At 36.6% G+C, this 22829-nt stretch carries 26 protein-coding genes; 8 read left to right on the forward strand and 18 right to left on the reverse strand.

Features of this window, described 5'->3' with window-relative positions:
• Positions 1 to 206: 206 nt before the first annotated feature.
• Entirely contained in the window at positions 207 to 1715 is a 1509-nt protein-coding gene (gene malQ / locus IQ237_RS00985; protein ID WP_194051345.1) for a 4-alpha-glucanotransferase, read from the forward strand.
• A 245-nt stretch (positions 1716 to 1960) separates the two neighbouring features.
• On the opposite strand, the gene IQ237_RS00990 is transcribed toward malQ, so the two are convergent.
• Both IQ237_RS00990 and IQ237_RS00995 read right to left on the reverse strand, forming a co-directional pair.
• Positions 1961 to 2761, reverse strand: a complete 801-nt coding sequence (locus IQ237_RS00990; RefSeq protein WP_194051424.1) for a RodZ domain-containing protein — start codon at positions 2759 to 2761, stop codon at positions 1961 to 1963.
• 206 nt (positions 2762 to 2967) lie between these two features.
• Complete coding sequence (locus IQ237_RS00995) at positions 2968 to 3738, reverse strand: pseudouridine synthase (protein WP_194051347.1); 771 nt, start codon at positions 3736 to 3738, stop codon at positions 2968 to 2970.
• Between the two features lie 177 nt (positions 3739 to 3915).
• Here IQ237_RS00995 and IQ237_RS01000 point away from each other — a divergent pair, with 177 nt between their 5' ends.
• On the forward strand, positions 3916 to 4629 hold the full coding sequence (locus IQ237_RS01000; RefSeq protein ID WP_194051349.1) for a DUF2993 domain-containing protein: 714 nt from the start codon (positions 3916 to 3918) through the stop codon (positions 4627 to 4629).
• 68 nt (positions 4630 to 4697) lie between these two features.
• On the opposite strand, the gene IQ237_RS01005 is transcribed toward IQ237_RS01000, so the two are convergent.
• The 7 genes from IQ237_RS01005 to IQ237_RS01040 all read right to left on the reverse strand — a co-directional run bounded on the left by IQ237_RS01005 (position 4698) and on the right by IQ237_RS01040 (position 11861).
• The gene (locus IQ237_RS01005; RefSeq protein WP_194051351.1) at positions 4698 to 5585 is read right to left on the reverse strand and encodes a phosphatidate cytidylyltransferase; all 888 of its coding nucleotides are present in this window, start codon (positions 5583 to 5585) and stop codon (positions 4698 to 4700) included.
• A gap of 67 nt (positions 5586 to 5652) precedes the next feature.
• Positions 5653 to 6255, reverse strand: a complete 603-nt coding sequence (gene cbiT / locus IQ237_RS01010; RefSeq protein ID WP_194051353.1) for a precorrin-6Y C5,15-methyltransferase subunit CbiT — start codon at positions 6253 to 6255, stop codon at positions 5653 to 5655.
• A gap of 269 nt (positions 6256 to 6524) precedes the next feature.
• Positions 6525 to 6809 carry a hypothetical protein gene (locus IQ237_RS26015; protein ID WP_228019458.1) on the reverse strand — a complete coding sequence of 95 codons (285 nt, stop codon included), beginning with the start codon at positions 6807 to 6809 and terminating at the stop codon, positions 6525 to 6527.
• Between the two features lie 186 nt (positions 6810 to 6995).
• A complete protein-coding gene (locus tag IQ237_RS01025; RefSeq protein ID WP_194051355.1) occupies positions 6996 to 7484 on the reverse strand; it encodes a hypothetical protein in 489 nt (162 codons plus the stop codon).
• Positions 7485 to 7499: 15 nt separating this feature from the next.
• On the reverse strand, positions 7500 to 8159 hold the full coding sequence (locus IQ237_RS01030) for a ParA family protein (RefSeq protein ID WP_309225557.1): 660 nt from the start codon (positions 8157 to 8159) through the stop codon (positions 7500 to 7502).
• A 131-nt stretch (positions 8160 to 8290) separates the two neighbouring features.
• Positions 8291 to 10012, reverse strand: a complete 1722-nt coding sequence (locus IQ237_RS01035) for a diflavin flavoprotein (RefSeq protein ID WP_194051357.1) — start codon at positions 10010 to 10012, stop codon at positions 8291 to 8293.
• Between the two features lie 100 nt (positions 10013 to 10112).
• Positions 10113 to 11861 (reverse strand): diflavin flavoprotein, encoded by a 1749-nt coding sequence (locus IQ237_RS01040; protein WP_194051359.1) that lies wholly within the window; start codon positions 11859 to 11861, stop codon positions 10113 to 10115.
• Between the two features lie 177 nt (positions 11862 to 12038).
• On the opposite strand from IQ237_RS01040, the gene IQ237_RS01045 reads away from it, so the two are divergent.
• A complete protein-coding gene (locus IQ237_RS01045; protein ID WP_228019489.1) occupies positions 12039 to 12794 on the forward strand; it encodes a pantothenate kinase in 756 nt (251 codons plus the stop codon).
• Positions 12795 to 12811: 17 nt separating this feature from the next.
• Here IQ237_RS01045 and IQ237_RS01050 read toward each other — a convergent pair whose 3' ends face one another.
• Positions 12812 to 12988 carry a hypothetical protein gene (locus IQ237_RS01050; protein WP_194051363.1) on the reverse strand — a complete coding sequence of 59 codons (177 nt, stop codon included), beginning with the start codon at positions 12986 to 12988 and terminating at the stop codon, positions 12812 to 12814.
• A gap of 275 nt (positions 12989 to 13263) precedes the next feature.
• Between IQ237_RS01050 and IQ237_RS01055 the strand changes: the two genes are divergently transcribed.
• The 4 genes from IQ237_RS01055 to IQ237_RS01070 all read left to right on the forward strand — a co-directional run bounded on the left by IQ237_RS01055 (position 13264) and on the right by IQ237_RS01070 (position 14913).
• Complete coding sequence (locus IQ237_RS01055; RefSeq protein WP_228019461.1) at positions 13264 to 13488, forward strand: hypothetical protein; 225 nt, start codon at positions 13264 to 13266, stop codon at positions 13486 to 13488.
• The gene (locus IQ237_RS01060) at positions 13488 to 13892 is read left to right on the forward strand and encodes a type II toxin-antitoxin system VapC family toxin (RefSeq protein ID WP_194051365.1); all 405 of its coding nucleotides are present in this window, start codon (positions 13488 to 13490) and stop codon (positions 13890 to 13892) included. The genes IQ237_RS01055 and IQ237_RS01060 overlap by 1 nt, the downstream gene beginning before the upstream one ends.
• Before the next feature lie 250 nt (positions 13893 to 14142).
• A complete protein-coding gene (locus IQ237_RS01065) occupies positions 14143 to 14448 on the forward strand; it encodes a hypothetical protein (protein WP_228019464.1) in 306 nt (101 codons plus the stop codon).
• A complete protein-coding gene (locus IQ237_RS01070; RefSeq protein WP_194051367.1) occupies positions 14449 to 14913 on the forward strand; it encodes a type II toxin-antitoxin system VapC family toxin in 465 nt (154 codons plus the stop codon).
• Positions 14914 to 15149: 236 nt separating this feature from the next.
• On the opposite strand, the gene IQ237_RS01075 is transcribed toward IQ237_RS01070, so the two are convergent.
• Positions 15150 to 15644, reverse strand: a complete 495-nt coding sequence (locus tag IQ237_RS01075) for an NUDIX domain-containing protein (protein WP_194051369.1) — start codon at positions 15642 to 15644, stop codon at positions 15150 to 15152.
• Positions 15645 to 16067: 423 nt separating this feature from the next.
• On the opposite strand from IQ237_RS01075, the gene IQ237_RS01080 reads away from it, so the two are divergent.
• Complete coding sequence (locus IQ237_RS01080) at positions 16068 to 16238, forward strand: hypothetical protein (RefSeq protein WP_187039505.1); 171 nt, start codon at positions 16068 to 16070, stop codon at positions 16236 to 16238.
• 161 nt (positions 16239 to 16399) lie between these two features.
• On the opposite strand, the gene argH is transcribed toward IQ237_RS01080, so the two are convergent.
• The 7 genes from argH to ispF form a co-directional block, all read right to left on the reverse strand.
• A complete protein-coding gene (gene argH / locus IQ237_RS01085; RefSeq protein WP_194051371.1) occupies positions 16400 to 17788 on the reverse strand; it encodes an argininosuccinate lyase in 1389 nt (462 codons plus the stop codon).
• A 130-nt stretch (positions 17789 to 17918) separates the two neighbouring features.
• Entirely contained in the window at positions 17919 to 18152 is a 234-nt protein-coding gene (locus tag IQ237_RS01090) for a hypothetical protein (protein ID WP_194051373.1), read from the reverse strand.
• Between the two features lie 212 nt (positions 18153 to 18364).
• Positions 18365 to 19150, reverse strand: a complete 786-nt coding sequence (larB, locus tag IQ237_RS01095; protein ID WP_194051383.1) for a nickel pincer cofactor biosynthesis protein LarB — start codon at positions 19148 to 19150, stop codon at positions 18365 to 18367.
• Between the two features lie 79 nt (positions 19151 to 19229).
• The gene (locus tag IQ237_RS01100) at positions 19230 to 21017 is read right to left on the reverse strand and encodes an ABC transporter substrate-binding protein (RefSeq protein ID WP_194051385.1); all 1788 of its coding nucleotides are present in this window, start codon (positions 21015 to 21017) and stop codon (positions 19230 to 19232) included.
• Positions 21018 to 21040: 23 nt separating this feature from the next.
• Positions 21041 to 21661 carry a PIN domain-containing protein gene (locus tag IQ237_RS01105; protein ID WP_194051387.1) on the reverse strand — a complete coding sequence of 207 codons (621 nt, stop codon included), beginning with the start codon at positions 21659 to 21661 and terminating at the stop codon, positions 21041 to 21043.
• A 44-nt stretch (positions 21662 to 21705) separates the two neighbouring features.
• Positions 21706 to 22251 carry a hypothetical protein gene (locus IQ237_RS01110; RefSeq protein ID WP_194051389.1) on the reverse strand — a complete coding sequence of 182 codons (546 nt, stop codon included), beginning with the start codon at positions 22249 to 22251 and terminating at the stop codon, positions 21706 to 21708.
• 23 nt (positions 22252 to 22274) lie between these two features.
• Positions 22275 to 22763 (reverse strand): 2-C-methyl-D-erythritol 2,4-cyclodiphosphate synthase, encoded by a 489-nt coding sequence (gene ispF, locus IQ237_RS01115; RefSeq protein ID WP_194051391.1) that lies wholly within the window; start codon positions 22761 to 22763, stop codon positions 22275 to 22277.
• Between the last annotated feature and the right edge of the window lie 66 nt (positions 22764 to 22829).

Here is a 22829-nt window from a genome sequence, read left to right on the forward strand (position 1 = left end):
CCGATTTTTTGACAAGTTGTCTGTTTATTTTATACTTTAATTTTTATGTATTAACTATTATACTACGATATATTTTATTACAGTCCTTGAGATTCCATCAATTGTTAAGAATCAACATATTTTTAATTTAGTGTCCCTAAAAAATCAATTAAATGTAACATTTGTGTAAGTCCTCATCAACAATCTACTCATATTCACCATTAACTATGCCTTTTCCTAGATCAAGCGGAATTTTACTGCATCCAACTTGTTTCCCCAGTCGTTTCGGGATTGGGGATTTAGGGGATAAAGCTTATCGTTTTATTGATTTTCTCAAAGATAGCTACCAGCAATATTGGCAAGTTTTACCTTTAGGACCTACTGGTTATGGTAATTCTCCTTATATGTGCTACTCAGCAATGGCAGGAAATCACCTGCTGATTAGTCCAGATAAGCTGGTAGTTGAGGGGTTGTTATCTGAAGAAGATTTTGCTAATTTACCAGAATTTCCCGCTGCTAAGGTGGATTTTGAGCAAGTTATCCCTATAAAAACCAATCTGCTCAAAAAAGCTTGCGAAAATTTTAAACATCACGCCACCGCTATCCAAAGAAAAGCTTTTCACACTTTTTGCAACACCAGAGGCTATTGGCTGGATAACTATGCTTTGTTTATGGCGCTCAAAGATGCCCACAATGGAGCAAGTTGGTACACTTGGGAACTAGAACTCGCAAAAAGAGAACCCGCAGCATTGGCCCGGATGGAACAAGAGTTAACACAAGAAATATTTTATTACAAGTTCATCCAATATGAGTTTTTCCGTCAATGGTCAGAACTCAAGAATTATGCTAATCAAAATGGTGTAGATATTATTGGTGATATCCCCATTTACGTAGCTCATGATAGTGCTGATGTCTGGGCAAATCCTGAATTTTTTGCCTTGGATGAAGAAACAGGTGCAGCGGCTTTAATGGCAGGAGTTCCACCAGATTATTTTAGCGCCACCGGTCAACTATGGGGCAACCCGGTTTACAACTGGGAAGAGTTGCAAAAGCAAGACTTTAAATGGTGGGTGGAACGTTTTGAGGCTATGCTGGATTATGTTGATATCATTCGGATTGACCATTTCCGAGGGTTTGAGGCTTATTGGGCTGTACCCCAAGGAGAAGAAACCGCTATCAATGGAGAATGGATCAAAGCACCAGGGGGAGACTTTTTTGCAGTTATTAAACAAAAACTGGGAAAATTACCCATATTAGCCGAAGATTTGGGGATTATTACAGAAGAGGTAGAAGCACTACGAGATCGCTTTGAGTTTCCGGGGATGAAGGTATTACAATTTGCCTTTGGTTCAGATCCTGGTAATCCGTTTTTACCTTTTAACTATCCCCGTAATGCTGTAGTTTACACTGGCACTCACGACAATGACACAAGTCTAGGCTGGTTTAATACTACGAATGATTACGAAAAGCAAAATTTATTGTTATATTTGGGAAATATCAGCCCTGATGGTATAAACTGGGATTTAATTCGCCTAGCTTTGAGTTCCGTCGCTAATCAAGCGATTATTCCTTTACAAGATGTTTTGGGATTGGGAACTCAAGCCAGAATGAATTATCCCAGTACGGCTGAGGGTAATTGGGAATGGCGTTATCAGAAAGGTGTTTTGACCAAGGAATTAAGCGATCGCTTAAAAATTCTCACCAATCTTTATGGACGCGCTCCCATAAGTTCATGATTAACTTTTCCTGATGAACTTTTCCTGGGTGCGTAGTATAAAGCTGGAACTTCCATTGCGTACTCAAAACCTCATGGTTAGTAGGGATTGGTTTAACCTAATTAGCAGTTTCAAGGAAACATAGCTATTTTTAGTTATGTGTAGTAGATGATATTGGCAAATAACAGCAATGTTTCCTATATTGTGTTGTATGCCACTGATAAATTTAATACTTGGTTAAACCATCCCTACTGGCGCACGACGTTTCAAGACCTGACCTTAGAGGCAATCCTGACTTCCTGAAATTTCCCGGGTTGTCCCATTTGTTTGGGTTGTTGCTGATTAACGCTCATCAACACACCCCCGGCATTGTCAGTTTTTACGGTCAGTTCTTCAGCAGCTTTCCATTTGCGGTGAGATCCTTTTGGTAGAACTCCCTCAAACTCGGTTTTACCATCAGCGACAATAAGAATCCAAGATGAAGACTGCAAGGTAACACCAATTTCTACAGTTTCAGTTTCTGAACTGTTGATATCAGATGGAATTGCCTTTAAATCCTGGGCTTGCAGTTTCTGAGGCTTTAAATCGTCATTTTTCTCCGCCTTTGGTTGATTTTGGCTATTGTTTGCTTCTACAGCAGTTTGATTCAATAACTGAGATAAACTAGTTACAGAGCATAATATGACGACAATGTAAAGCAAGTACAGATGAAGAGGACGCAGTTGAAAAAAGGGTTGGGGTTGCCAATTGCTTTGAAAACTGACTTTTTGAGAACCGAGAGGAAAATGGCTGGCAAATTCAGCACCCTTCACCCCTAGTGCATCAGCAAATTGCCTGATTAAACCCTGAATGTAAATAGGTTCTGGTAAATCGCTTAAATCACCTACTTCAATGGCGTTTAATAGTCGGCGAGGAATTCTGGTGATTAACACAATTTCATCCATAGATAAACCCTTTTGTTGACGCAAAACCGCGAGTTTAGCGCCCATTTGTGCTAATTTTTCCGCCTGTTGTTCTTCTATTGATGGTTTGCTGGGTTTTTCATCTTTTTTTCTTAGCCATTTCAATTTCATAATTTTTATTACACTCCTTAACTCAACTTAATGATTAATAGGTATCCGCTTTATCAATTGATAATTAACAATTGACAATTGACAATTGTGTTATTCAAGGCTTCCGCCGTGAGCGTCAGCCGAACGGTTGAAAATCCCCGATTTCCAGGTAAAAAAAGCCAAAAATTCCGGTTTTTCAAGATTATGAATTTTAGGAAGAGTCAATTGTTGATTGTTAATTGTCCATTATTTAACTGATTCTTTAAAAAAATAATTTCCTCTGGGGTGAGATGACGATAGTCACCAACACAGAGAAAACTAGCTTTTGGTGTTTGTAGTTGAATTGAACCGATGGCAGTGCGATGCAGTTGGATCACAGGATATCCTAACTGTTCAGCTACACGGCGAATCTGACGATTTCTGCCCTCCTGCAAAATTATTTCTAATTTGCTTTGGTTTGCCAAACGTTCAATCAAACGTACTTTAGCAGGTCGTGTTTTTCTCCCTTCTAGTACAACACCTTCACGCCACATCTTCAGAACTGCTTCTGGGGGATGTCCTTTAACCACAACATGATATGTCTTGGAAATATTATGACTAGGATGAGTTAGCGAAAATGTCAAGTCCCCATCATTTGTTAATATTAATGCCCCGGTAGAGTCAGCATCTAAACGCCCCACTGGGTGAATACCAGTACCCTTGTGTAAATTTTCGGGTAATAGTTCCAAAACCGTAGTTCTGCCGTGGGGATCATCACAAGTGGAAACTACTCCAGCGGGTTTGTTGAGTAACACATAGATTAAAGCTGGGCGATCGCTGTGAGAAACAGGTTTACCATCAATGCAAATAGTGTCTCGTTGGGGATCGACTTTTTGACCTAAATGTGCCACAATCCCATTTATCTTTACTCGTGATTGCTTAATCATCTCCTCAGCTTCACGACGTGAGGCTATACCCCATTGAGAGATTATTTTTTGTACCCGTGCCTCCATGTATAAATTTTGTATACTTTGTTAATTGAGACTTATTATTAATTGCTCCAACTTTTGTGGAGTTGATACCTAAAAGTGAATCTTGCCATTTTTCAGTTAATAGTGATCACTATTACAGTTAAGAACTGTTTAAGATTTCGTGATTTTTGAGCCAATATTAAGCAATAACCTTGTTCAATGACAGATAAAAACCCCCCATCCGCCAATAGTAAGAAAATAAGGTTAATTACTCAAGCACTCACCACAGCAATTAAGCTATGGCTAAAAACACAATTAACTCAAGTATCGCAGATTGAGGTAGAGATTGGAGCAAGCGATCGCCAACTCCTTTCTGGCTGTATTCCTGTGGTATCTATTTTTGCTACTAATGCAGTTTATCAGGGTATCCATGTTACACGCATTCAACTCTCAGCTGAAAATATACAGATAAACATTGGTTCTATAGTCAGGGGTAAACCCCTTAAATTATTGGAAATAGTTCCCGTAGTTGGTGAACTGGTGGTAGATGAAGGGGATCTGAATAAATCTCTTTCATCGGAATTATTGTCAACTGGCTTAAATGATGTACTGTTTAAACTATTACCAGAATCATGGGAAAAATACAAGCCTATTTGTTGGCAGAAAATTACACTTGACAATCAGCATTTAATACTGTACGGACTGGTAGCAACTGACAGAGAACCTATATCTTTAGAAATTTCTTTAGGTCTAGAACTGCTGAACAGTCAAGAACTACAATTAACACAGATTAAAATTCTGTATAATCAAGAACCGATATTAGAAAATCATTCTGGATACAATTTAGACCTTGGCTCAGATGTTGACCTGCAAGAATTAACTTTAGAATCTAGCCAAATTTTATGTCGTGGACGCATCAACGTCAACCCATAATAAATAATTGACAATTGATAATTGGTTATTTTCACCTATTCCGTGTTGCCTGTTGCCTTATTTACCAATTACTTTAACAAAGGCAAAATTAGAGTTACAAAATAGTAAACTAAAGGGGCGGTAAAAATATAACTATCAGTCCGGTCTAATATACCACCGTGACCGGGTATCAATTGTCCTGAATCTTTTACTCCTGCATCTCGTTTTAACATAGATTCAGTTAAATCGCCTAAAAGACTGGCAATACCTATAAATAAACCCAAGGTTATACCAGTAATCAGGGAGTAAGGTAAATGCAGAAAATAAGCACCGGCTACTGCTACTATGAGACTGCCGCTAATACCAAAAATTGCCCCTTCTACAGTTTTTTTCGGACTGATATTTGATAAAGGAGTTTTACCGAAAAATTTACCAAAAAAATAAGCACCAATATCAGCAGCCCAAATACATAAAAAAGTTAAAACTGTAAATGTTAAACCTTCGGGTAAACCAGTTATATTTTCTGGGGTAAAAATTTGATTCCAGTTTTCAGGCCAATAACCACCAAAGGGAAGATTGCTAATAATATTTGTACTATTGAGATTTCGCAAACGTACCCAGTAACTAGGTAAATAACCGACATAAAACAGCCCCATAATAGAAGCGGAAATATCGGCAATGGTAGCAAATTTGGGTTGAAAAAGCAGGTAAAAACAGATAAAAGTTCCTGCTATGGGCATGATAGCATCCGCTAAACTGGCATTGAGAGTACAAATAGCCAGTAAAATTAAACTGACAAATATAGTAGTTTTAGCTGCGGGAGCAATACCTCTGGATCTAACTAAATTAAAATATTCTTGTTGACCTAAAAAGACAACGATCGCCATAGCTAAGGTAAAGTACCAACCACCTAAAAGGGTAGAAGATAAAGCAAGGGCGATCGCAATAATTCCACTAATAATTCTTGACCAAGGCATAATAATAGTATTTTGGATTTTAGATTTTGGATTTTGGATTGAATCCAAAACCGAAAACCGAATAGATTCAATCTAGTTTTTCACCACTGAGAATAAAAATCGGATCAGTAGCAACAAAGGTTTGGGAAAAACCGCGAGTTTCTAAGCGGTTAACAGCAGACTGTACAACCTCGATATTTCTGGCTCTTAACTGAGAAAAGCTTTGAGAAATAGCATACAGACTTTCTAGATTAGCAGCTGTTGCGACAACTCGACCGGATAAAGGCAAATAAAGCCAGACAGCTTGTAAAATTTCCTGGATAGCTTTTGCTCCTTCTATACAAACACGATCAGGGGTTGGTTGTATATCATGTAAACACTCTGGGGCGCTGCCTTCAATGACTTTTACATTTTTGACCTCAAAGCGATCGCAGTTACGTTTAATCAAGTTAGCCACTTCTTCATCTCGTTCTACCGCAATAACTCTTCCTTGGGGACATAATAATCCCACCTCTACAGGAATTGTACCTGTTCCTGCACCAATATCCCATAATACCGAATCTGGTTGTAGTCGCAGTTGGGAAATTAACAACAATCTTAATTCTCGCTGAGTTAGGGGTATACCTGGTAAGTTCTCAAATAAGTCATCAGGAATACCAGGGGTAACATAAGGCCAAAGTTGGGAAGGCATAGGACTATACTAGAGATTGGGAACTAGGAATTGTGGAGATAGGGGATAGTAACGGTTGAGTAACCAACCTAAACCCAAACCATTTTCTATATATTCCTGCATTTTTTCTGGCAGGGGTGAAAATTTTTCCCCTTCTGCTGCTGTTAATTATTATCGGTATAGAGTTGGTAAAATTGCTCGTTTGTAAGATGAATAATAGGTGCTAGGTTTAGGACAAATGTATTCATCCATAATTTATTCATTTCTCGGAAAAAGTGAAATTATTATATTTATTTGTATTGATTCCATTTACCACCGCTAAGATTCCTCAATGGAGGTAAATCATGAGTAGCTTTTAAAAATGCTTCAGTTTCCCCAAAAATATCTTCAAGACTTAATAAATGAATCTTGATTTCTGTGTTAATTATCTTACTTTGAGTAGCTTTATTCAAGCGAGAACAAAATCCATCTGTATAACCAATACCAGATAACATGATACCAATGTTAGCTTCATGAATTATCATATTGCCAATAAAATCTGCTGCGTAAGAGGCATCTAATATATTTTGGGACAATTTAGATTGAAAATATATCATATCATTATTCAATTTTGCATAACCATCTATTCCTCAATCACTTCCTATTTTTCCAGGAGTTAATCCTAGATAAGCAGCAAAACGCCTTCCTAAATCTTGTTTTGCTGCTTCAGTAGAATTAAGTAATCCCATTTATTAGCGCATCAATTTCTAAGTAATCCATCTTTATTTTTGTTGATTGACTGTTTTAAAATCTCCAATCAGTTGTTTATAAAGCAAATTGATACCTGTAAATAAACACTCATTAATGTTATCTCTCATGTTTAGTTGTTCAACTTTGTGAGATATTTCAGGGGATAATTTTATTTTACCGGAAAGTCTATCTAACTCTTTTCTTGACTTACTACTAAAAGAAATTTCTTGAAATTCAGATTTAAACTTTTCTGTTTCTTCACTGATAATTTTTTGTATGCTGTCTTTATTCTCAGAAAAGCGGAAGTATAGATAGCTGATTGCAGTTTCTATAAATAGTTCTTTAGATAATCTCAGAACAGAGGTAAGTTCCTTAATTTTATCTAATTCCGAATTGGTATATCTTAAAGTTATATACTGTTTTTCTTCATGATCTTCCTCTATTTTTTGAGTTCCGTTTTTAATAGCATTGTCAACTAAGAAATCTTTGGTATGATGATTTTTTGTATTTTCAACAGACATTATTCATCTCCTCATTTATTCTAATAACTCATAGAAATAATCGTATAAATGCTCTAAACCTTCATAGTCCCAAATATATTTTTTATCTTGATAGATAGCAACCTGCATTTCTTCTTGGCAATCATACATTTGTGGAGCAATTCTGTATTTTCTTGGTTTATCATCCTCCTCTAATCTGTTAACAACTTCATATACGGAGTCTTCAGATATTCCTAAAGGAACAATTATAACTTGAGGATCATAACCTGTTGTATTCTCAAGTTGAGAAATTACTCTGAGTGTTCTGGGAAGATTACGTAAGGCTTTGATTCTTTGAGATATATTAACTGGTACTAAAATTAAATCAGGGTCATTATTGACTATTGTGTGTACAGTATTTTTGAGAGGACTATTGATATCTAAAACAATATGATCATATTGCCCTTTTTGTACATCTTTTGTAATTGATTCGCGTCTTTCATTATAAATTAATGTACTATTTTCATATTGTTCGATATCTTTTGATTTCTCTGGAGTACGATCTGTGTAAAATTGCCAAAAATCTGCTTGATCATCACAATCTACTAAAAGCGTACTTTCTGATCTATTAATAAGAACACCAGCAACATGAACTGCAAGGGTAGTTTTGCCTACACCACCATCATTATGAGTACATAAAATAATCAATGATAACACGCTCTATCAAATGCAACTTGATTAGTGACTAACATATCCACTATGATACGAGGAAATGATAATTTGTTTTTAACATTGTAATTAAAGTTTAGATTTGTTGATTTTTAGGTGGGTGTTACCCACCCTAATATCTAATAATAACTTGCCGATTTCCGATGATGCACAGCCGTTTCATTATCTTGGTTTAACACTTTGCCATTATCCACAGTTGCATAAACTAACCAATGATCGCCTACTTCCATCCGGTTTTTTACTGTACACTCTAAGTAAGCTAAAGCACCATTTAAAATCACACCACCATTATTAGCTTCTGCGATGTCTAAACCTTGAAATCTATCCTGTCCAGGGGCGTAAACCTTCATAAAATGTTTACGTATTTCCCGACCTTCTGCCAAAATATTCACGACAAAATTATTACCTGTGTAAGTCATGTTTTCCATTGCCCGATCTTTAGCAACTGCAATGGTTAACCCAGGAGGGCTAAAGCTGGCTTGTGTAACCCAAGATGCTAACATTCCAGTTTTCACTTCGCCTTGAGTTGCTGTAACCACACACAAAGATCCAACAATCCGTCCTACTGCTTGTTCAACATTAGTTGCAGGTTGTCTAGCAACCACGGCTTTTTTAGCAGCGCGTTTTAATGCTTGAGCAAAATCTGTACCTGCTTCCTCACAGGTTTGTAAGGTGACTTCATTAGGTTTGAACTTAACGCGGATGGTTTCAAAACCAAAACGATAACCTGCATCTTTCAGTTTACCTTCAATTAAATCCACTGCTTCCCCACTCCAACCAAAAGAACCAAAGACACCAGCTAATTTATTATTAGTTGCAGTTGATAAAACAATACCTAAAGCTGTTTGTACGGGTGTGGGTGCATGACCGCCTAAAGTGGGCGAACCGATCACAAAACCAGCGGATTTTTCAATAGCCGTTTTAATTTCTTCAGGATCAGCAAATTCGCAGTTAATAGATTCTACACTAACACCTGCTTTAGTAATACCACGAGCGATCGCACTAGCTAAAGTTGCAGTATTTCCATAGGCAGAAGCATAAATTAAAGCTACGCTCATTTCCGCGTTAGTTTGTTGCTTGATCCATTCTCGGTAAGAGTGAGTAAGTTCCTGTAAAGCATATCTTACCAAAGGACCATGACCAGTAGCATACAACCTGACTGGCAAATCTGCCAACTTATCCAAAGCTGTTTCTACTTGTTTGGCATGGGGAGCTATGAGACAATCAAAATAATAACGGCGATCTTCGTTAAAAATTTCCCAACCTTCATCAAATACTTGATCACCACAAATATGCGCCCCAAATAACTTATCAGTAAACAAGATATTTGTTTGCGGATCGAAAGTACAAAGTTCATCAGCGTAACGGGGGTTAGGAGTAGGAATAAATTGTAAATGATGACCTTTACCTAAATCTAAAGTTTCATCACCCCGCATGACTAAAATTGGATTTTGATTTTCTAGGGTTTCATTTTCTAAAGCTGTGCGTAAATTTATCGCCCCTGGGTTAGAACAAACAAAAGTAATTTGAGGCGCAATTTCTGTTAATACTTTTAATGTTGCTGCCCGGTTAGGATTGACATGACCAAGAATTACATAATCAATATTTTTGATATCTATTCTTTTTTGTAAAGCCTGTAAATAAATTTCCGTAAAAGTTTCACCAGGTGGATCAATTAAAGCGATTTTATCACCTTGAATAATAAAAGAATTAGCTGTTGTTCCTTTAGCTAAAGCATATTCAATTTCAAATCTTAACCTTGCCCAACTGCGGGATCTGATGATTGTTGTATCAGTACCAATAGGCAATATTTGTACATCACGGGGTTTAGTATTTGACATGGTTTTATTTCCTTAAAAAAATTAATAACATCGAAAATTTGTGAATAACTCTCTTGTCCCCCTCCTCGCTTGCGGGGAGGGGGGATAAGATGGTTTGATTTTAATAATGGTTTCCTACCTTGCGATGGTGTACTGCTGTTAGTGCTTCGGGTTTAGATACTCTACCTGCATACACTGTACTGTATACAGCCCAATGATCGCCGCAGTCCATCCGGCTAACTACTTCACATTCCATGTATGCTAAAGCATCACCCAAAATAGGCGCACCATTTTCCGCTGGTTGGGTTTTGACACCTTCAAAACGATCCGCACCGGGACTAAAACGTTTTAAGAAGTGTTTCATCAATGCTTGATAGTTGCCTTCTTCTAAAACATTGAGAACAAAGCGATCGCCTACTTGCAGCAATGATTCTATCGCCCGATCTTTAGCCACCGCAATGGAAAAACCCAAAGGTTTAAAACTGGCTTGACTTACCCAAGAAGCTAACATGGCGCTGGAAACATCGCCTTTTTTCGCTGTGATGATATACAAACCGCCGCTAATTCTTCCTAGTGCTTTATCTAAATCAGCACCTAAAGATTTCATAGCTTTGATGCTTTTTTCTTTCGTTACCAACTGTCCCAAATCTGTTCCCGCTTCTTCACATTTTTTATAGGTGTTTTCTGTAGGTGTTTCCCGAATATCAATCACAGGAAAAGCTACAGTCAACCCAGCAGCGCGGAATTTATTTAACAGTGGATAGGTAGGTTCATCATCACCACCACCGGTTTCAAAAATACCAATGGCTTGTTTCTCCGTCGCAGATCCTAAAACTGTACTCAATGCTGTTTGAATGCTTGTATTACTAGATACGGGATTCATCCCCACCACTAAGCCTTTACAGCGTCCTACAAGCTCCCGCAACTCTTGTAAATCAACTGTTCCAGACAAATCAACTACTTCCACAGCTACCCCGGTTTTTACGATACCGTTGGTAATAGCTTGCGCTAGGCGATCGCTATAACCATATTCAGAAACGTAAAATATACCCACAGTGGTTTCTGCTTTGGTTTGGTTTTGACTCCAATTGAGGTAACGTCCTGTTAATTCTGGGAGATTGTGGTATAATAATGGTCCGTGACCTGTAGCGATCATTTTGATGGTTTTTAATTCTGCCATCCGCTTCATTGCAGAAAGCACAGAACGGGCATTAGGACCCATCAAGCATTCATAGTAATATTGGAAGTCTTTTTCAATGGCAGCTAAATCATCATCAAAAGTGCTATCTGTACAGTAATGCATTCCAAAAGCATCACAGGTGTAAAGAATTTGGGTTTTGTGGTCAAAACTAAAAATAGTATCAGGCCAGTGTAAATTGGGAGCAATTACAAATTCAAACTCATGGCCATTACCGATATCCAGGCGATCGCCATTTTTGACAATGCGGCGTTTAAACGGCTGATGTACCAAATCTTCTAAAAATTGAATTGCTACCTTAGAACCAACAACGGTAATTTCAGGAGCTTTTTGTAGTAAATCTTTTACTAAACCACTGTGATCCGGTTCAGTATGACTGATGATTAAATAATCAATATCTTGCGGATTAATTAAACCAGTTAGTGTATCAAAATATAGCTGACGGAACTTTTCATGGGAGGTATCAACCAGAGCAGTTTGCTCACCGCGTATCAAAAACGAGTTGTAAGTTGTACCATTTTGCAAACCAAACTCAATATCAAAGCGATCCCGATCCCAATCCAAAGAACGAATAGCCGTGGTATCGTGATCAATTTCTACCGTTTGTATAGTTAGCCGCTTTACTGGGGCTGTACCTTCCTGGCCTTGATTTTTATCGGTGAGCAATACCATAACTCCCCTCCTTAACTTTTATTGAGTATTTATTCCTCTGCCTTATATTGTGACACGGGTTGAATATAACTTTTTCTTAAAAAACCTATCATTCAATTAAGAAACTTAAATAAGAAACTTAAAACTGTGAAAAAAAATATCCAACCGCAACAGATAAACAACCCTTGGTTAGCCTTAATGGTTGGTAACTCACGGCTACATTGGGCTTTGTTTATGGATCACATTCTCAACTCTACCTGGGATACACAACATTTATCAAAGTCTGATTTAGAAAAATTAGCAAAAACAAATACTTTGCCCCTTCCTCCATCTTCCTCTTCTCCCATCTTCCTCTCTCCCAATCTGCCTATCACTCTTGTTTTAGCCTCCGTAGTTCCCAGTCAAACACAACTATGGCAAACTTACCCAAATTATCGCCTGATCACCTTAAATCAAGTTCCTATTTTGGGAATGTATCATACATTGGGCATTGATCGCGCTTTAGCTTTATTGGGTGCTGGTAAAACTTATGGTTTTCCCATGCTAGTAATTGATGCAGGAACAGCATTAACTTTTACAGGTGCAGACTCCAATCAGCAACTTATTGGTGGTGCTATTTTACCAGGTTTGGGTTTACAATTTACCAGTTTAGGACAAAAAACCGGACAATTACCATTGTTAAAAACTAGGGAAATTATAGAATTTCCACCACGTTTTGCCATGAACACACCCCAAGCCATTCACAGTGGTATTATTTACACTTTGTTAGCGGGAATAAAAGACTTTATTGATAATTGGTTATCTTTATTTCCTGATAGTAAAATTGCCATTACCGGGGGAGATAGTCAGTTATTAAACTCCTATATTAAAATTCAATTTCCAGAAATAGGTGAAAAGATAATTTTAGATAAAAATTTGATATTTTGGGGAATGCGAGAAGTTAATTTTGGCTGAATCAGGATATCCAGGATTTAAGGATTTTCAGGATTTTTGCTAATTTTAATAATTGGAATTTGGGAGAAGTTGGTATTTGTCAGAATCAGGATATCCAAGATTTTAGGATTTACAGGATTTTTTGGTAATTTTAATAATTGGAATTTGGGAAAAGATTGGTATTTGGCGATCGCACAATCTCTAAATTTTTCCATGATGCTATTTTCTCAGAATCAGGATATCCAGGATTTAAGGATTTACAGGATTTTTTTTGATGTGATACAATAGTGATGGTATTTTTTATCTAATGTAACAAACTATTATTATATCTGTAGACAAGGTAGTTAGGACATTCGCCAAAACTAAAACTTAGACACTTAAACCCGGATTTCTCACTGTCACCTGTCACCTGCTATAGTTGATGTCCTAATCTCGACGGCTATAGCTATAAAACATTAATGATTTAGGAGAAAAATTGATGATGCACAGCATGAGAGTACGATCTCGCATTGGTAAAGACGGACTATTACAAATTCAGTTACCCGAAGCAAAAGAAGGAACAGAATTAGATATTGTTCTTGTCTATGAAACAGCAGAAAAAGTTCAAAAAACAACTCAAAACACAATCAACCTCAGTGATTTTTATGGGTGTATTCAGGATGAAACATTTATCAGACATCCACAACCAGAACAACCAGAGAGAGAAACATTTTAATGATTTACTTACTAGATACTAATACCTGCATTGTTTTCCTCAAAGGTAAAAATCTCTATTTAAAGGAAAAACTCGATAACATACCACTTTCAGAAATCGCTGTTTGTTCGGTTGTCAAAGGTGAACTATTTTATGGTGCTATGCGTAGTGCTTACCCAGAGCGTAATCTGAAATTACAGCAAGATTTTCTCAATCAGTTTGTTTCTTTACCTTTTAATGATCAAGCTGCAACTATTTTCGGTAACATTCGCGCTCAACTCACTGCACAAGGAACACCCATCGGTGGTTATGATTTACAAATTGCGGCTATTGCTTTAACCAACAATTTAATTTTAGTCACTCACAACACCAGAGAATTTTCACGTATACCCGAATTAAAATTAGAAGATTGGGAAATTGTCTAAATCAATCACTTCCCCTCATATCATAGATAACCAACTTCTCAAGGATTTACAGGATTATTTTTGTAATTTTCATAATTTTGATTTGGGAGAAGTTGGTATTTGTCAGAATCAGGATATCCAGAATTTTAGGATTTACAGGATTTTTTGGTAATTTTAATAATTTTGATTTGGGAGAAGTTGGTATTGAGCGATCGCATGATTTACAAGCATCTTTCAAATGTGATATAATAGATATACTACTTTTTATCTAATGAAACACCCTATGACTAAAACATTAATGATGGATGTTATTCAGCACCTAGACTCTCTTTCTGTTGAAGAACTACTGGCAGTTAAAGCAAAAGTAGATTCTTTAATTCAAATTAAGTCATACTCTCACAGCATCGAAATTCCAATTACAAGAGAATCTTTAAGCGAATTAAAACCAGAAAATAATGATTCTTTAGAAAAAATCATCGCACTTGTAGACGAATGGATGGCTGATGAATCAGAGTATGATCAAGAAACCTATCCTCAAATAGAAGCAGCTTTGAATAAAAATAAATTATCAATATAAATGAGTAGAGGAATATTGTTAGATACTCACCCATTGAGTAAGGTTAGTCATCCAAAAATAGACCCAAAAGTACAGCAGTGGTTAAAATCTTTGAGAGATACTAACACTGAATTACGTATACCAGAAATAGCTGACTATGAACTTAGAAGGGAACTATTGAGAGAAGGAAAGAAAAAAAGTTTAAAGCGTCTGGACGCACTTAGAAATATTTGTCTAATTCCCATAAATTCTGAGACAATATTAAAAGCTGCCGAATTATGGGCATGGGTAAGAAACCAGGGAAAACCAACAGCAAGTAATGATAGTTTAGATGGTGATGTTATTCTTGCTGCTCAGGCAATTCTGCAATTAAATAGTTTTGATAAAGTAATTGTTGTCACAACAAATGTAAAACACATATCACGGTTTACAAGTTCAGGAATATTTGTTGCGGACTGGCAGCAAACCTTAGATAATGTTGTTTAATTATTGATGACTATATACTAATTTGTCAGAATCAGTATATCCAGGATTTAAGGATTTACAGGATTGTTTTGATAATGGGAATAATTTTGATTGGGGAAAAGTTGATATTTGGCGATCGCACAATCTACAATCTAATCAACTGAGTAAAGGGAATATGGGTGATTGGTGATTGGTAATTGGGTAGAGAAAACTAATAACTAATGACTAATAACTAATAACTAATGACTAATTACCAATTATGCCAAAGTTGTTAAACCTTGTAAATAATCTTCTAACTGTCTAGCGTGATCATGAGACATTTGAGGTTGAGGTAAAGAACTAGGATCAAAAGCTTGAATGTCTAACACTTCTAAATGATCTTTAACTTTCATTTCTCCTTGTACTTCAGCTTCCACCACAATACAAATAGAATGAATTCTGGGATCTCGATCTGGTGCAGAATACACCCCTACCAAACGCCGAATTTTTAATAATTCTAGTCCAGTTTCTTCCTTTAATTCTCGACAAACTGCACTAGCAATATCCTCTCCCCAGTCTATCATTCCTCCAGGTAAAGACCAACAACCATCATCACTGCGACGAATCAAAACAATTCTACCATCAGGTAAAATGGGAATCACGCTAGTACCAGTAATGGGATGGCGGAAAATAATACCCAATACTGTTTTTCCAACGTGCCATAAGCTACCGATAGATTTAATTAATGAACTAAAAAAAGCCAGAATATTCAATCTTCAAATTCTTATTTTGTAATTGTTAATTGGCGAACACTTGATAGAAATGTAACTCACAAAAAATGAATTTCGTTTTTTTATACAACTCTATCAAGTATTAGGTTTATTATTCTCATGGTCATTCTGAGAATCAGTCAATTTTAACATCTGCTGTCAGTAATTGCCTAACTGCTTAAATTGCCTAATTGCTTAAACTCCTAACTCCTTGAACTCCTGACTCCTAACTCCTAACTCCTTGAACTCCTGACTAATAAGAAAAATTATGATCAATCCGGCTTGACATATCTCCATTAAATAAGGTAGACTAGGATACTGTTTCAACTATTTTGATTTCTACACTAGGCTGAAAGTGTATCAATAACATCGGTAACTGGATATTGCCTGAGTGTAGGTTTTTTGTTGTTTATTCATGAGGTGAATATGGCCAAGCGCCGTAACCCGAAAAAAGAAAAGGCGCTACGGAACCAGGCTTATGCCAGGAAGTTTCGTAAACGGACTACGACAGGAAGAATGCAAAGACGGTTCCAACAAAGACCACCTAAGAGTGAAGATGAAGAAACAGGGGCAGCAGCAATGGACGCTGCTGATTAATTTGACTGTTTGAATATTTACTCTTTGAATATTTACTCTGGAATTAATTTGCTATGTTTGGGCGTACATTTATTTTTATCTGTACGCCCTTGTTTTTAGGAGGCAGGAGGCAACAGTTTATTTTTTTCCCAATTACCAATTACCCATTACCAATCACCTATTTATTGTTGTAAAACTTGAATACGGGCTGCAATGATAGCTTGTTTAACTTGCTCAAAACCTGTACCACCGTAACTATTACGGGCTGCAACTACTTGACGGGGTGATATGGCTTCATAAATATCTTCTGCAAAGGCGGGGTGTATTTGTTGCCATTCTTGCAAGGTTAAATCTTTCAGCAGTTTACCAGCAGCGATACTGGTTTTCACGACTTTACCAACGATATTGTAAGCTTCTCTAAAAGGTACTCCCCGCGCTGCTAAATAGTCTGCGACATCGGTAGCATTAGAAAAGTCTTCTGCTACTGCTTCTGCTAGGCGTTGGGGGCGAAATTCTAAACCTTCTTGCATTAATATAGTCATGGACTCTAAACAGGCTTTGACTGTATTCACAGCATCAAAAATACCTTCTTTGTCTTCTTGCAAGTCTTTGTTATATGCCAGGGGTAAACCTTTCATAATTACTAACATGGCCTGAAGATGACCAAAAACCCGCCCGGTTTTCCCTCGCACTAACTCTGGTACGTCGGGGTTTTTCTTTTGGGGCATGATGCTAGAACCTGTGGCACAGCTATCTTTGAGGGTTACAAAGCGAAATTCTTCCGATGCCCACAGGATCACTTCTTCCGAAAGACGGCTGAGGTGAACCATGATCATACTTGCAGCACAGAGAAATTCTATGGCAAAATCGCGATCGCTGACTCCATCTAAGCTATTAGCATAAATACTGTCAAAATGCAATAGTTTTGCTGTGTAATGTCTGTCAATGGGAAAAGTAGTTCCCGCTAAAGCACCGCAACCCAAGGGGGAAATATTCACTCGTTTGTAAACATCTCCTAACCGTTCCCAGTCCCGTTGTGCCATCTGCAAGTATGCTAAGAGGTGATGAGCTAAACTCAGCGGTTGGGCGCGTTGGAGGTGGGTATAGCCAGGAATGAGGGTTTCAACGTTTTTTTCCGCAATATCTAGTAATACTTTTTGAAATTCCCTTAAATACTGACGAATTTGTTGAATTTGGCCGCGCAAATAAAGTCTTGTATCTGTTCCTACTTGGTCATTACGAGAACGAGCGGTATGTAGCTTTTTACCGACATCGCCAATAATTTCTGTAAGTCGCTTTTCTACAGCAAAATGCACATCTTCGGCATCAATACCAGGTTGAAATTTACCTTCTCGGTATTCTTGCCTAATTTGTTCTAAACCTGTAACTAATTGCTCTCCTTCTTCTGGGGAAATAATTCCTGTGTGAGCCAGCATTTGAGCATGAGCTTGAGAACCAGTGATGTCATATTCTATGAGTTCAATGTCAAAACTGATACTGGCATTAAAGCGAGCGATCGCTGGATGTAGAGCGGTTTCAAACCGCTGGCTCCAAGTTTGTTTTTTGGTCATAAATTAGAAAGGAGAGGAAATAACAAACAAAAGTCATTAGTTATTGGTTATTGGTCATTAGTCATTAGTTATTGTTAAGTTATTGTTACCCAATCACCAATCACCAATCACCAATCACCAATCAATCTAGTTAACCGTAACTGGTTAAACTCTTAAACAGATAGCCAATAATCATCCCTACCAAAGTTGCCCAAACTTGTCCGGTTTTGACAAAATTATTCCAAGCATTTTGCATCTGTGTTATCACATCCGCATCTCTGACTTTACCAACCAAAAAATAGTCTGTATAATCAGTAACAACAAAATTGATATGAAAGTCTAAATGTCCCCAGATGAGAGATAGTGAATCGTTAAGGTGTTCCATAATATCAAATTCGTAATTATACGCACTTTTTATGTAAGCATTCAGCCATCAATAATCAGTAAGCAGCCTATCACAACAAACGCAAAGATTCATTACCATCAATTGAGAAAAGTTACATTCTGTGAATTTGTTCTCATTCTTTAGTATTTTAACCTTGAAAGCTGAGGGCTGAATACTTACCTGAATACTTACGTTTTTACTTTCTTACTTTACTATGTTTCTGATGACAAGCGTAATTTCTCGGAAGTTCGCAAAATTTGTCCTGCTAACACCGCTGCACCAAAGCCATTATCAATATTAACTACACCAATACCTGCTGCACAAGAATTAAGCATTGTTAACAAAGGAGCTAAACCGCCAAAACTTGCACCATAACCGATGCTAGTAGGAACAGCAATCACTGGACAATCTGCTAAACCTGCAACTACACTTGGTAAAGCTCCTTCCATGCCCGCTACGACAATTAATACAGATGCAGAATTAAGCAAATGACGATTATTTAATAAGCGGTGAATACCTGCCACACCCACATCCCAAAGACGTTGTACCCGAAAACCATATAATTGGGCAGTAATAGCAGCCTCTTCAGCGACGGGTAAATCAGCAGTACCAGCGGAAACTATACCTATTTCTCCGGTAAAACGCGGTTGAATTTCATGGGGAATAATCGCACAAATCCTTGCTAATTCAAAGTATTGTAAACCTCTGACTTTTTTTTGCAGGATAGAATATACATCTGGTTGAATACGAGTGGCCATGACTACGGAAGTACGATGACGCATCACTTCCATAATTTGAGCAATTTGCTCAGGAGTTTTACCAGGACCCCAAATAACTTCGGGGAAACCGGTTCTTAAATGACGATGATGATCGATTTTAGCAAACTCACCGACAGATTCATAAGCTAAATCTTTGAGAGATTCAAAAGCTGTATCTGGGGAAATTGTACCATTAGCAACAGATTCTAATAGAGATTTTAAATTTTCAGGTTGACTCATTCGATTTTGGTAATTGGTAATTGGTAATTGGTAATTGGTGATAGGGAAAAATAAAATTGATTATCCAGTCACCAGTTACCTACTTTGTAATTTTAATTTCATGAATGTTCCAGAAAGGACCAGCTAAAGCAGAAAATTTAATTCCTGCAAACTTATTTCTCACTGCTACTAAAGAATAGGAATTTACCAAATAAATAAAGGGTAAATTCTCCTGTGTTATTTTTTGACTTTCAGCATAAATTTCTTTCACTTTCACTTCATCAAATTCTTGAGCGCCTTGAATATAAAGTTGATGTATTTTCACTTCCCAAGGTGCAACTTCCCAACCTTGAATTGGTTTTTGTCCTGGTTGGGGTTTTTGGTTAAACATATGTAAACCACCTTCAGGAGACCAAACATTTGCACCATCATTTGGTTCTAAACCACCTGTTAAACCTAACAAAGATGCTTCCCAATCTAAAGTATTAGAAAGTTTATCTAAAAAAGTATTCCATGCTAAAGGTGTAAAATCAACTTGAATACCAATTTTACTCAAATCTTGTTTAATTTGTGAACCCATTGCTTCGCGGATTTTATTACCTGCATTGGTAAGTAAAGCAAATCTCACACGGTTTCCTTGAGCATCTTCTAATTGATTTTGTGCATTGTATTTAAAACCAGCTTTGAGTAATAACTCCTTAGCTTTTTCAGGATTGTAATTATAAACTTTTAATCCTTGTTCTGGTGACAGATAATAAGGACTTTGCACAGAAATCGGCGAATTTTGCATTTGACCTAAACCACGAAAAGTATTGTTAATCATGGTTTGTCTATCAATTGCATAAGCTATCGCTTGGCGAAATTCCACACTATTAAACCAACGTGATTTGATAGGATCAATAAGTGGTTTACCATTTCGTTTACCTTTATTCAAATTGAAAGAAATGAAACTTGTACTTGCGGAAGGACCACCATTATAAATTTGGAAATTACCTTGTTTTTCTTGCACCTTCAGCAAAGAGAAATAATCAGGTGTCACCCCTACAGAGTCTAAACCACCAGAGCGAAATTGCAGTAAAGATGTATCTGTAGATTCAACAATTTGCCAAATAATACGCTCAATATAAGGTTGGGATTGACCTTGAGCATCTTTACGCCAATAATAGGGATTACGACGGAAAATTATCCGTTGACTGGTATCGTAACGTTCTAGTTTATAAGGTCCATTAACAATAATTTGCTCAGGTGGAGTATCCACACCCCACATAGTTAAAAACTTTGGTTTTCCATCTTTGTCTTTAGTTTTTACTGATTCTCTTAATACATGAGCAGGTAAAATAGCAGCACCAGCATTTTGTAAGAATGGTCTAAAAGGTTCGGGTACACTAAATTCTACTCTTCTATTATCAACTTTTCTTACCGTTGGTAATTTGCGATCTTTACCAATTCTCAAAATATCTCTAACATCTGTGGGTATATCTTCATTCAGATAAATGTCATTGTAGGTAAAGACGACATCATCAACGTTTAATGGTTTGCCATCTGACCATTTTAAATTATCCTTTAAAGTGAAGGTGATTTTGAGTCTATCTTCCGAAACTTCCCAGGATTCTGCTAAATTTGGTTCTAGTTCACCAGTGAGAGGATTTTGGCTAATTAGTCCTTCATAAGTATAACCAAAAATATTAGGAGATTCGGAACTGAGAGCATAGTTAAAAGTTTTGGGATCGCTGAGAATACTGGTTACTAATTGTGGTACTTGTTGACTTGCATTACTTTTGAAGTTGCTGGGATTACAACCTGTGATTGATAATGCTGTAAAGGAAAGGATAGTGATGAGTAGTAAAAAGCGTTTTGTGTGATTGAAGATATTTTTAGTAAGTGTCATAATTTCACTAATAGAAATATTATTTAAGTTGATGAACTAGAATTAAACCAGTTGAGAAAATGCTGTGTCATTGTAAAATATCTAATTCCTGCATTGCGTAAAGCTTCTTTGACTTCAGGTTGATCAAAGTCTTTAGTATTATTGCTGATAAATGCTTTATTTTCTTGAGGATGTAATTGAGCATGATCTAGGATAGATTGTAATATTAAATTATCCATAATGTCATTTCTAATTAGTAATGTTTCTGGCTGTATCAACATTGATTGACAAATATTCTTAAGGTTATTAAAATTTACATTGATGATTTTAATATGAGTATTAATAGCATTATTCAGGCGAGATTCAATGTCATTAAGTAAACCATCATTAGTAATGATAGCTTGTTGTAGACTTTGAACTAATAGGGGCGCATAATTAGAAGTTTGATCGCGAGCAATTTCTCTAATTTTTAGTTCCATATCTCTTTTAAAATTAAGTTTTTCCTGCTTTTCTAATTTATAAACTGTAATTGCTTCTATATAACAAATATGGGGTATAAATATTTTTAGATATCTAGGTGGATGATACAGCAAATTATCCGCTTGTGCATCCTGTCCTTTAGCAATAGATATTAAAAAATTAGTTTCTATATAGAGTATGGTCATTTTTATATTACTGGTACTGGTAATTAAATATAAATTATCTACTCTTATTCATAGTTTTGTGAATATGTTTCTCCATTTTTTAGCTTTGCTAATAAACCTATTTTTCCTAATTCTTCAGAGGCAGGTGGTATTTCTGATTTCCAGTGATAAGTCAAATCTCTTAACCAAGATACTATGAGGGTTTGCAAATAGAACTTAAATATTGTTTTCTCGCCAAATTCTGAATCATAATTGCTGAGAATTTTTCCTGTATTTAATGATATCTCTGGTTTGACAAATACGCCCTTAATAGATTTAAAAACCTTAATTTCTGTTAAATTTGCCAACATAGTAAATCTAGGGTTTTCCTGAGAGTTTTGTAAATATAGGTTACTGACTTTTGACAAATTATTTTCATTATTTTTCAGAATTTCTTGGACTGTGATATCTACTAATAATGCAATTTGCTGATTTTGATCTAAGACGATAATATCTGGAGAAGCCAGTTGAAATAAACTTTCTATTTTCTCTGGTGAATTAAATTGATTATTCCAAATACCAGAAATAAGTCTGATTTTAATTAATTCTTCCGGTTTATCTAAACTAAACATTCTTTTGTTCTCCTATTTATGAATTAATCACCAGCTACTAACAAAACTACAGCATAGGCACAAATACCTTCTTCTCTACCTGTGGGACCCAATTTTTCATTAGTTGTGGCTTTGACACCAACTTGATTAGATTCTAATTCTAAAACTGCTGCTAATTTATCTCGCATTGTAGCAATATGGGGTTTTAATTTGGGACGTTCTGCAACAACGACAGAATCAATATTTCCGATTTTCCAACCTTGATCAATAATTAACTGATTGACTTGTTTTAATAGTACAAGACTATCAGCGCCTTTCCATTGGGGATCGCTGGGGGGGAAATAATGGCCAATATCCCCTAAAGATAAAGCTCCCAGCATTGCGTCCATAATTGCGTGAGTGAGGACATCAGCATCACTGTGTCCCAACAAACCCAGTTCATGGGGAATGTGAACACCACCTAAAATTAAAGGGCGATCGCTCACCAATCTGTGAATATCGTAGCCGTTACCAATTCTGATGTTCATAGTCATTAGTCATTAGTCATTGGTTATTAGTCATTAGTCATTGGGCATTGGGCATTGGGCATTGGGTTATTA

Source organism: Sphaerospermopsis sp. LEGE 08334 (assembly GCF_015207205.1).
Taxonomy (GTDB): domain Bacteria; phylum Cyanobacteriota; class Cyanobacteriia; order Cyanobacteriales; family Nostocaceae; genus Sphaerospermopsis.

Coding starts and splice junctions, on each gene's coding strand:
- IQ237_RS01090 (WP_194051373.1), bottom strand. CDS start 18,152: ATGGAACACCTTAACGATTCACTATCTCTCATCTGGGGACATTTAGAC.
- IQ237_RS01025 (WP_194051355.1), bottom strand. CDS start 7,484: ATGTCTGTTGAAAATACAAAAAATCATCATACCAAAGATTTCTTAGTT.
- IQ237_RS01100 (WP_194051385.1), bottom strand. CDS start 21,017: ATGACACTTACTAAAAATATCTTCAATCACACAAAACGCTTTTTACTA.
- IQ237_RS01055 (WP_228019461.1), top strand. CDS start 13,264: ATGAGAGTACGATCTCGCATTGGTAAAGACGGACTATTACAAATTCAG.
- larB (WP_194051383.1), bottom strand. CDS start 19,150: ATGAGTCAACCTGAAAATTTAAAATCTCTATTAGAATCTGTTGCTAAT.
- IQ237_RS01070 (WP_194051367.1), top strand. CDS start 14,449: ATGAGTAGAGGAATATTGTTAGATACTCACCCATTGAGTAAGGTTAGT.
- IQ237_RS01035 (WP_194051357.1), bottom strand. CDS start 10,012: ATGTCAAATACTAAACCCCGTGATGTACAAATATTGCCTATTGGTACT.
- IQ237_RS01105 (WP_194051387.1), bottom strand. CDS start 21,661: ATGACCATACTCTATATAGAAACTAATTTTTTAATATCTATTGCTAAA.
- ispF (WP_194051391.1), bottom strand. CDS start 22,763: ATGACTATGAACATCAGAATTGGTAACGGCTACGATATTCACAGATTG.
- IQ237_RS01040 (WP_194051359.1), bottom strand. CDS start 11,861: ATGGTATTGCTCACCGATAAAAATCAAGGCCAGGAAGGTACAGCCCCA.
- argH (WP_194051371.1), bottom strand. CDS start 17,788: ATGACCAAAAAACAAACTTGGAGCCAGCGGTTTGAAACCGCTCTACAT.
- IQ237_RS01080 (WP_187039505.1), top strand. CDS start 16,068: ATGGCCAAGCGCCGTAACCCGAAAAAAGAAAAGGCGCTACGGAACCAG.
- IQ237_RS01060 (WP_194051365.1), top strand. CDS start 13,488: ATGATTTACTTACTAGATACTAATACCTGCATTGTTTTCCTCAAAGGT.
- IQ237_RS01065 (WP_228019464.1), top strand. CDS start 14,143: ATGAAACACCCTATGACTAAAACATTAATGATGGATGTTATTCAGCAC.
- cbiT (WP_194051353.1), bottom strand. CDS start 6,255: ATGCCTTCCCAACTTTGGCCTTATGTTACCCCTGGTATTCCTGATGAC.
- IQ237_RS01000 (WP_194051349.1), top strand. CDS start 3,916: ATGACAGATAAAAACCCCCCATCCGCCAATAGTAAGAAAATAAGGTTA.
- IQ237_RS01005 (WP_194051351.1), bottom strand. CDS start 5,585: ATGCCTTGGTCAAGAATTATTAGTGGAATTATTGCGATCGCCCTTGCT.
- malQ (WP_194051345.1), top strand. CDS start 207: ATGCCTTTTCCTAGATCAAGCGGAATTTTACTGCATCCAACTTGTTTC.
- IQ237_RS01110 (WP_194051389.1), bottom strand. CDS start 22,251: ATGTTTAGTTTAGATAAACCGGAAGAATTAATTAAAATCAGACTTATT.
- IQ237_RS01045 (WP_228019489.1), top strand. CDS start 12,039: ATGGTTGGTAACTCACGGCTACATTGGGCTTTGTTTATGGATCACATT.
- IQ237_RS00995 (WP_194051347.1), bottom strand. CDS start 3,738: ATGGAGGCACGGGTACAAAAAATAATCTCTCAATGGGGTATAGCCTCA.
- IQ237_RS01050 (WP_194051363.1), bottom strand. CDS start 12,988: ATGGAAAAATTTAGAGATTGTGCGATCGCCAAATACCAATCTTTTCCC.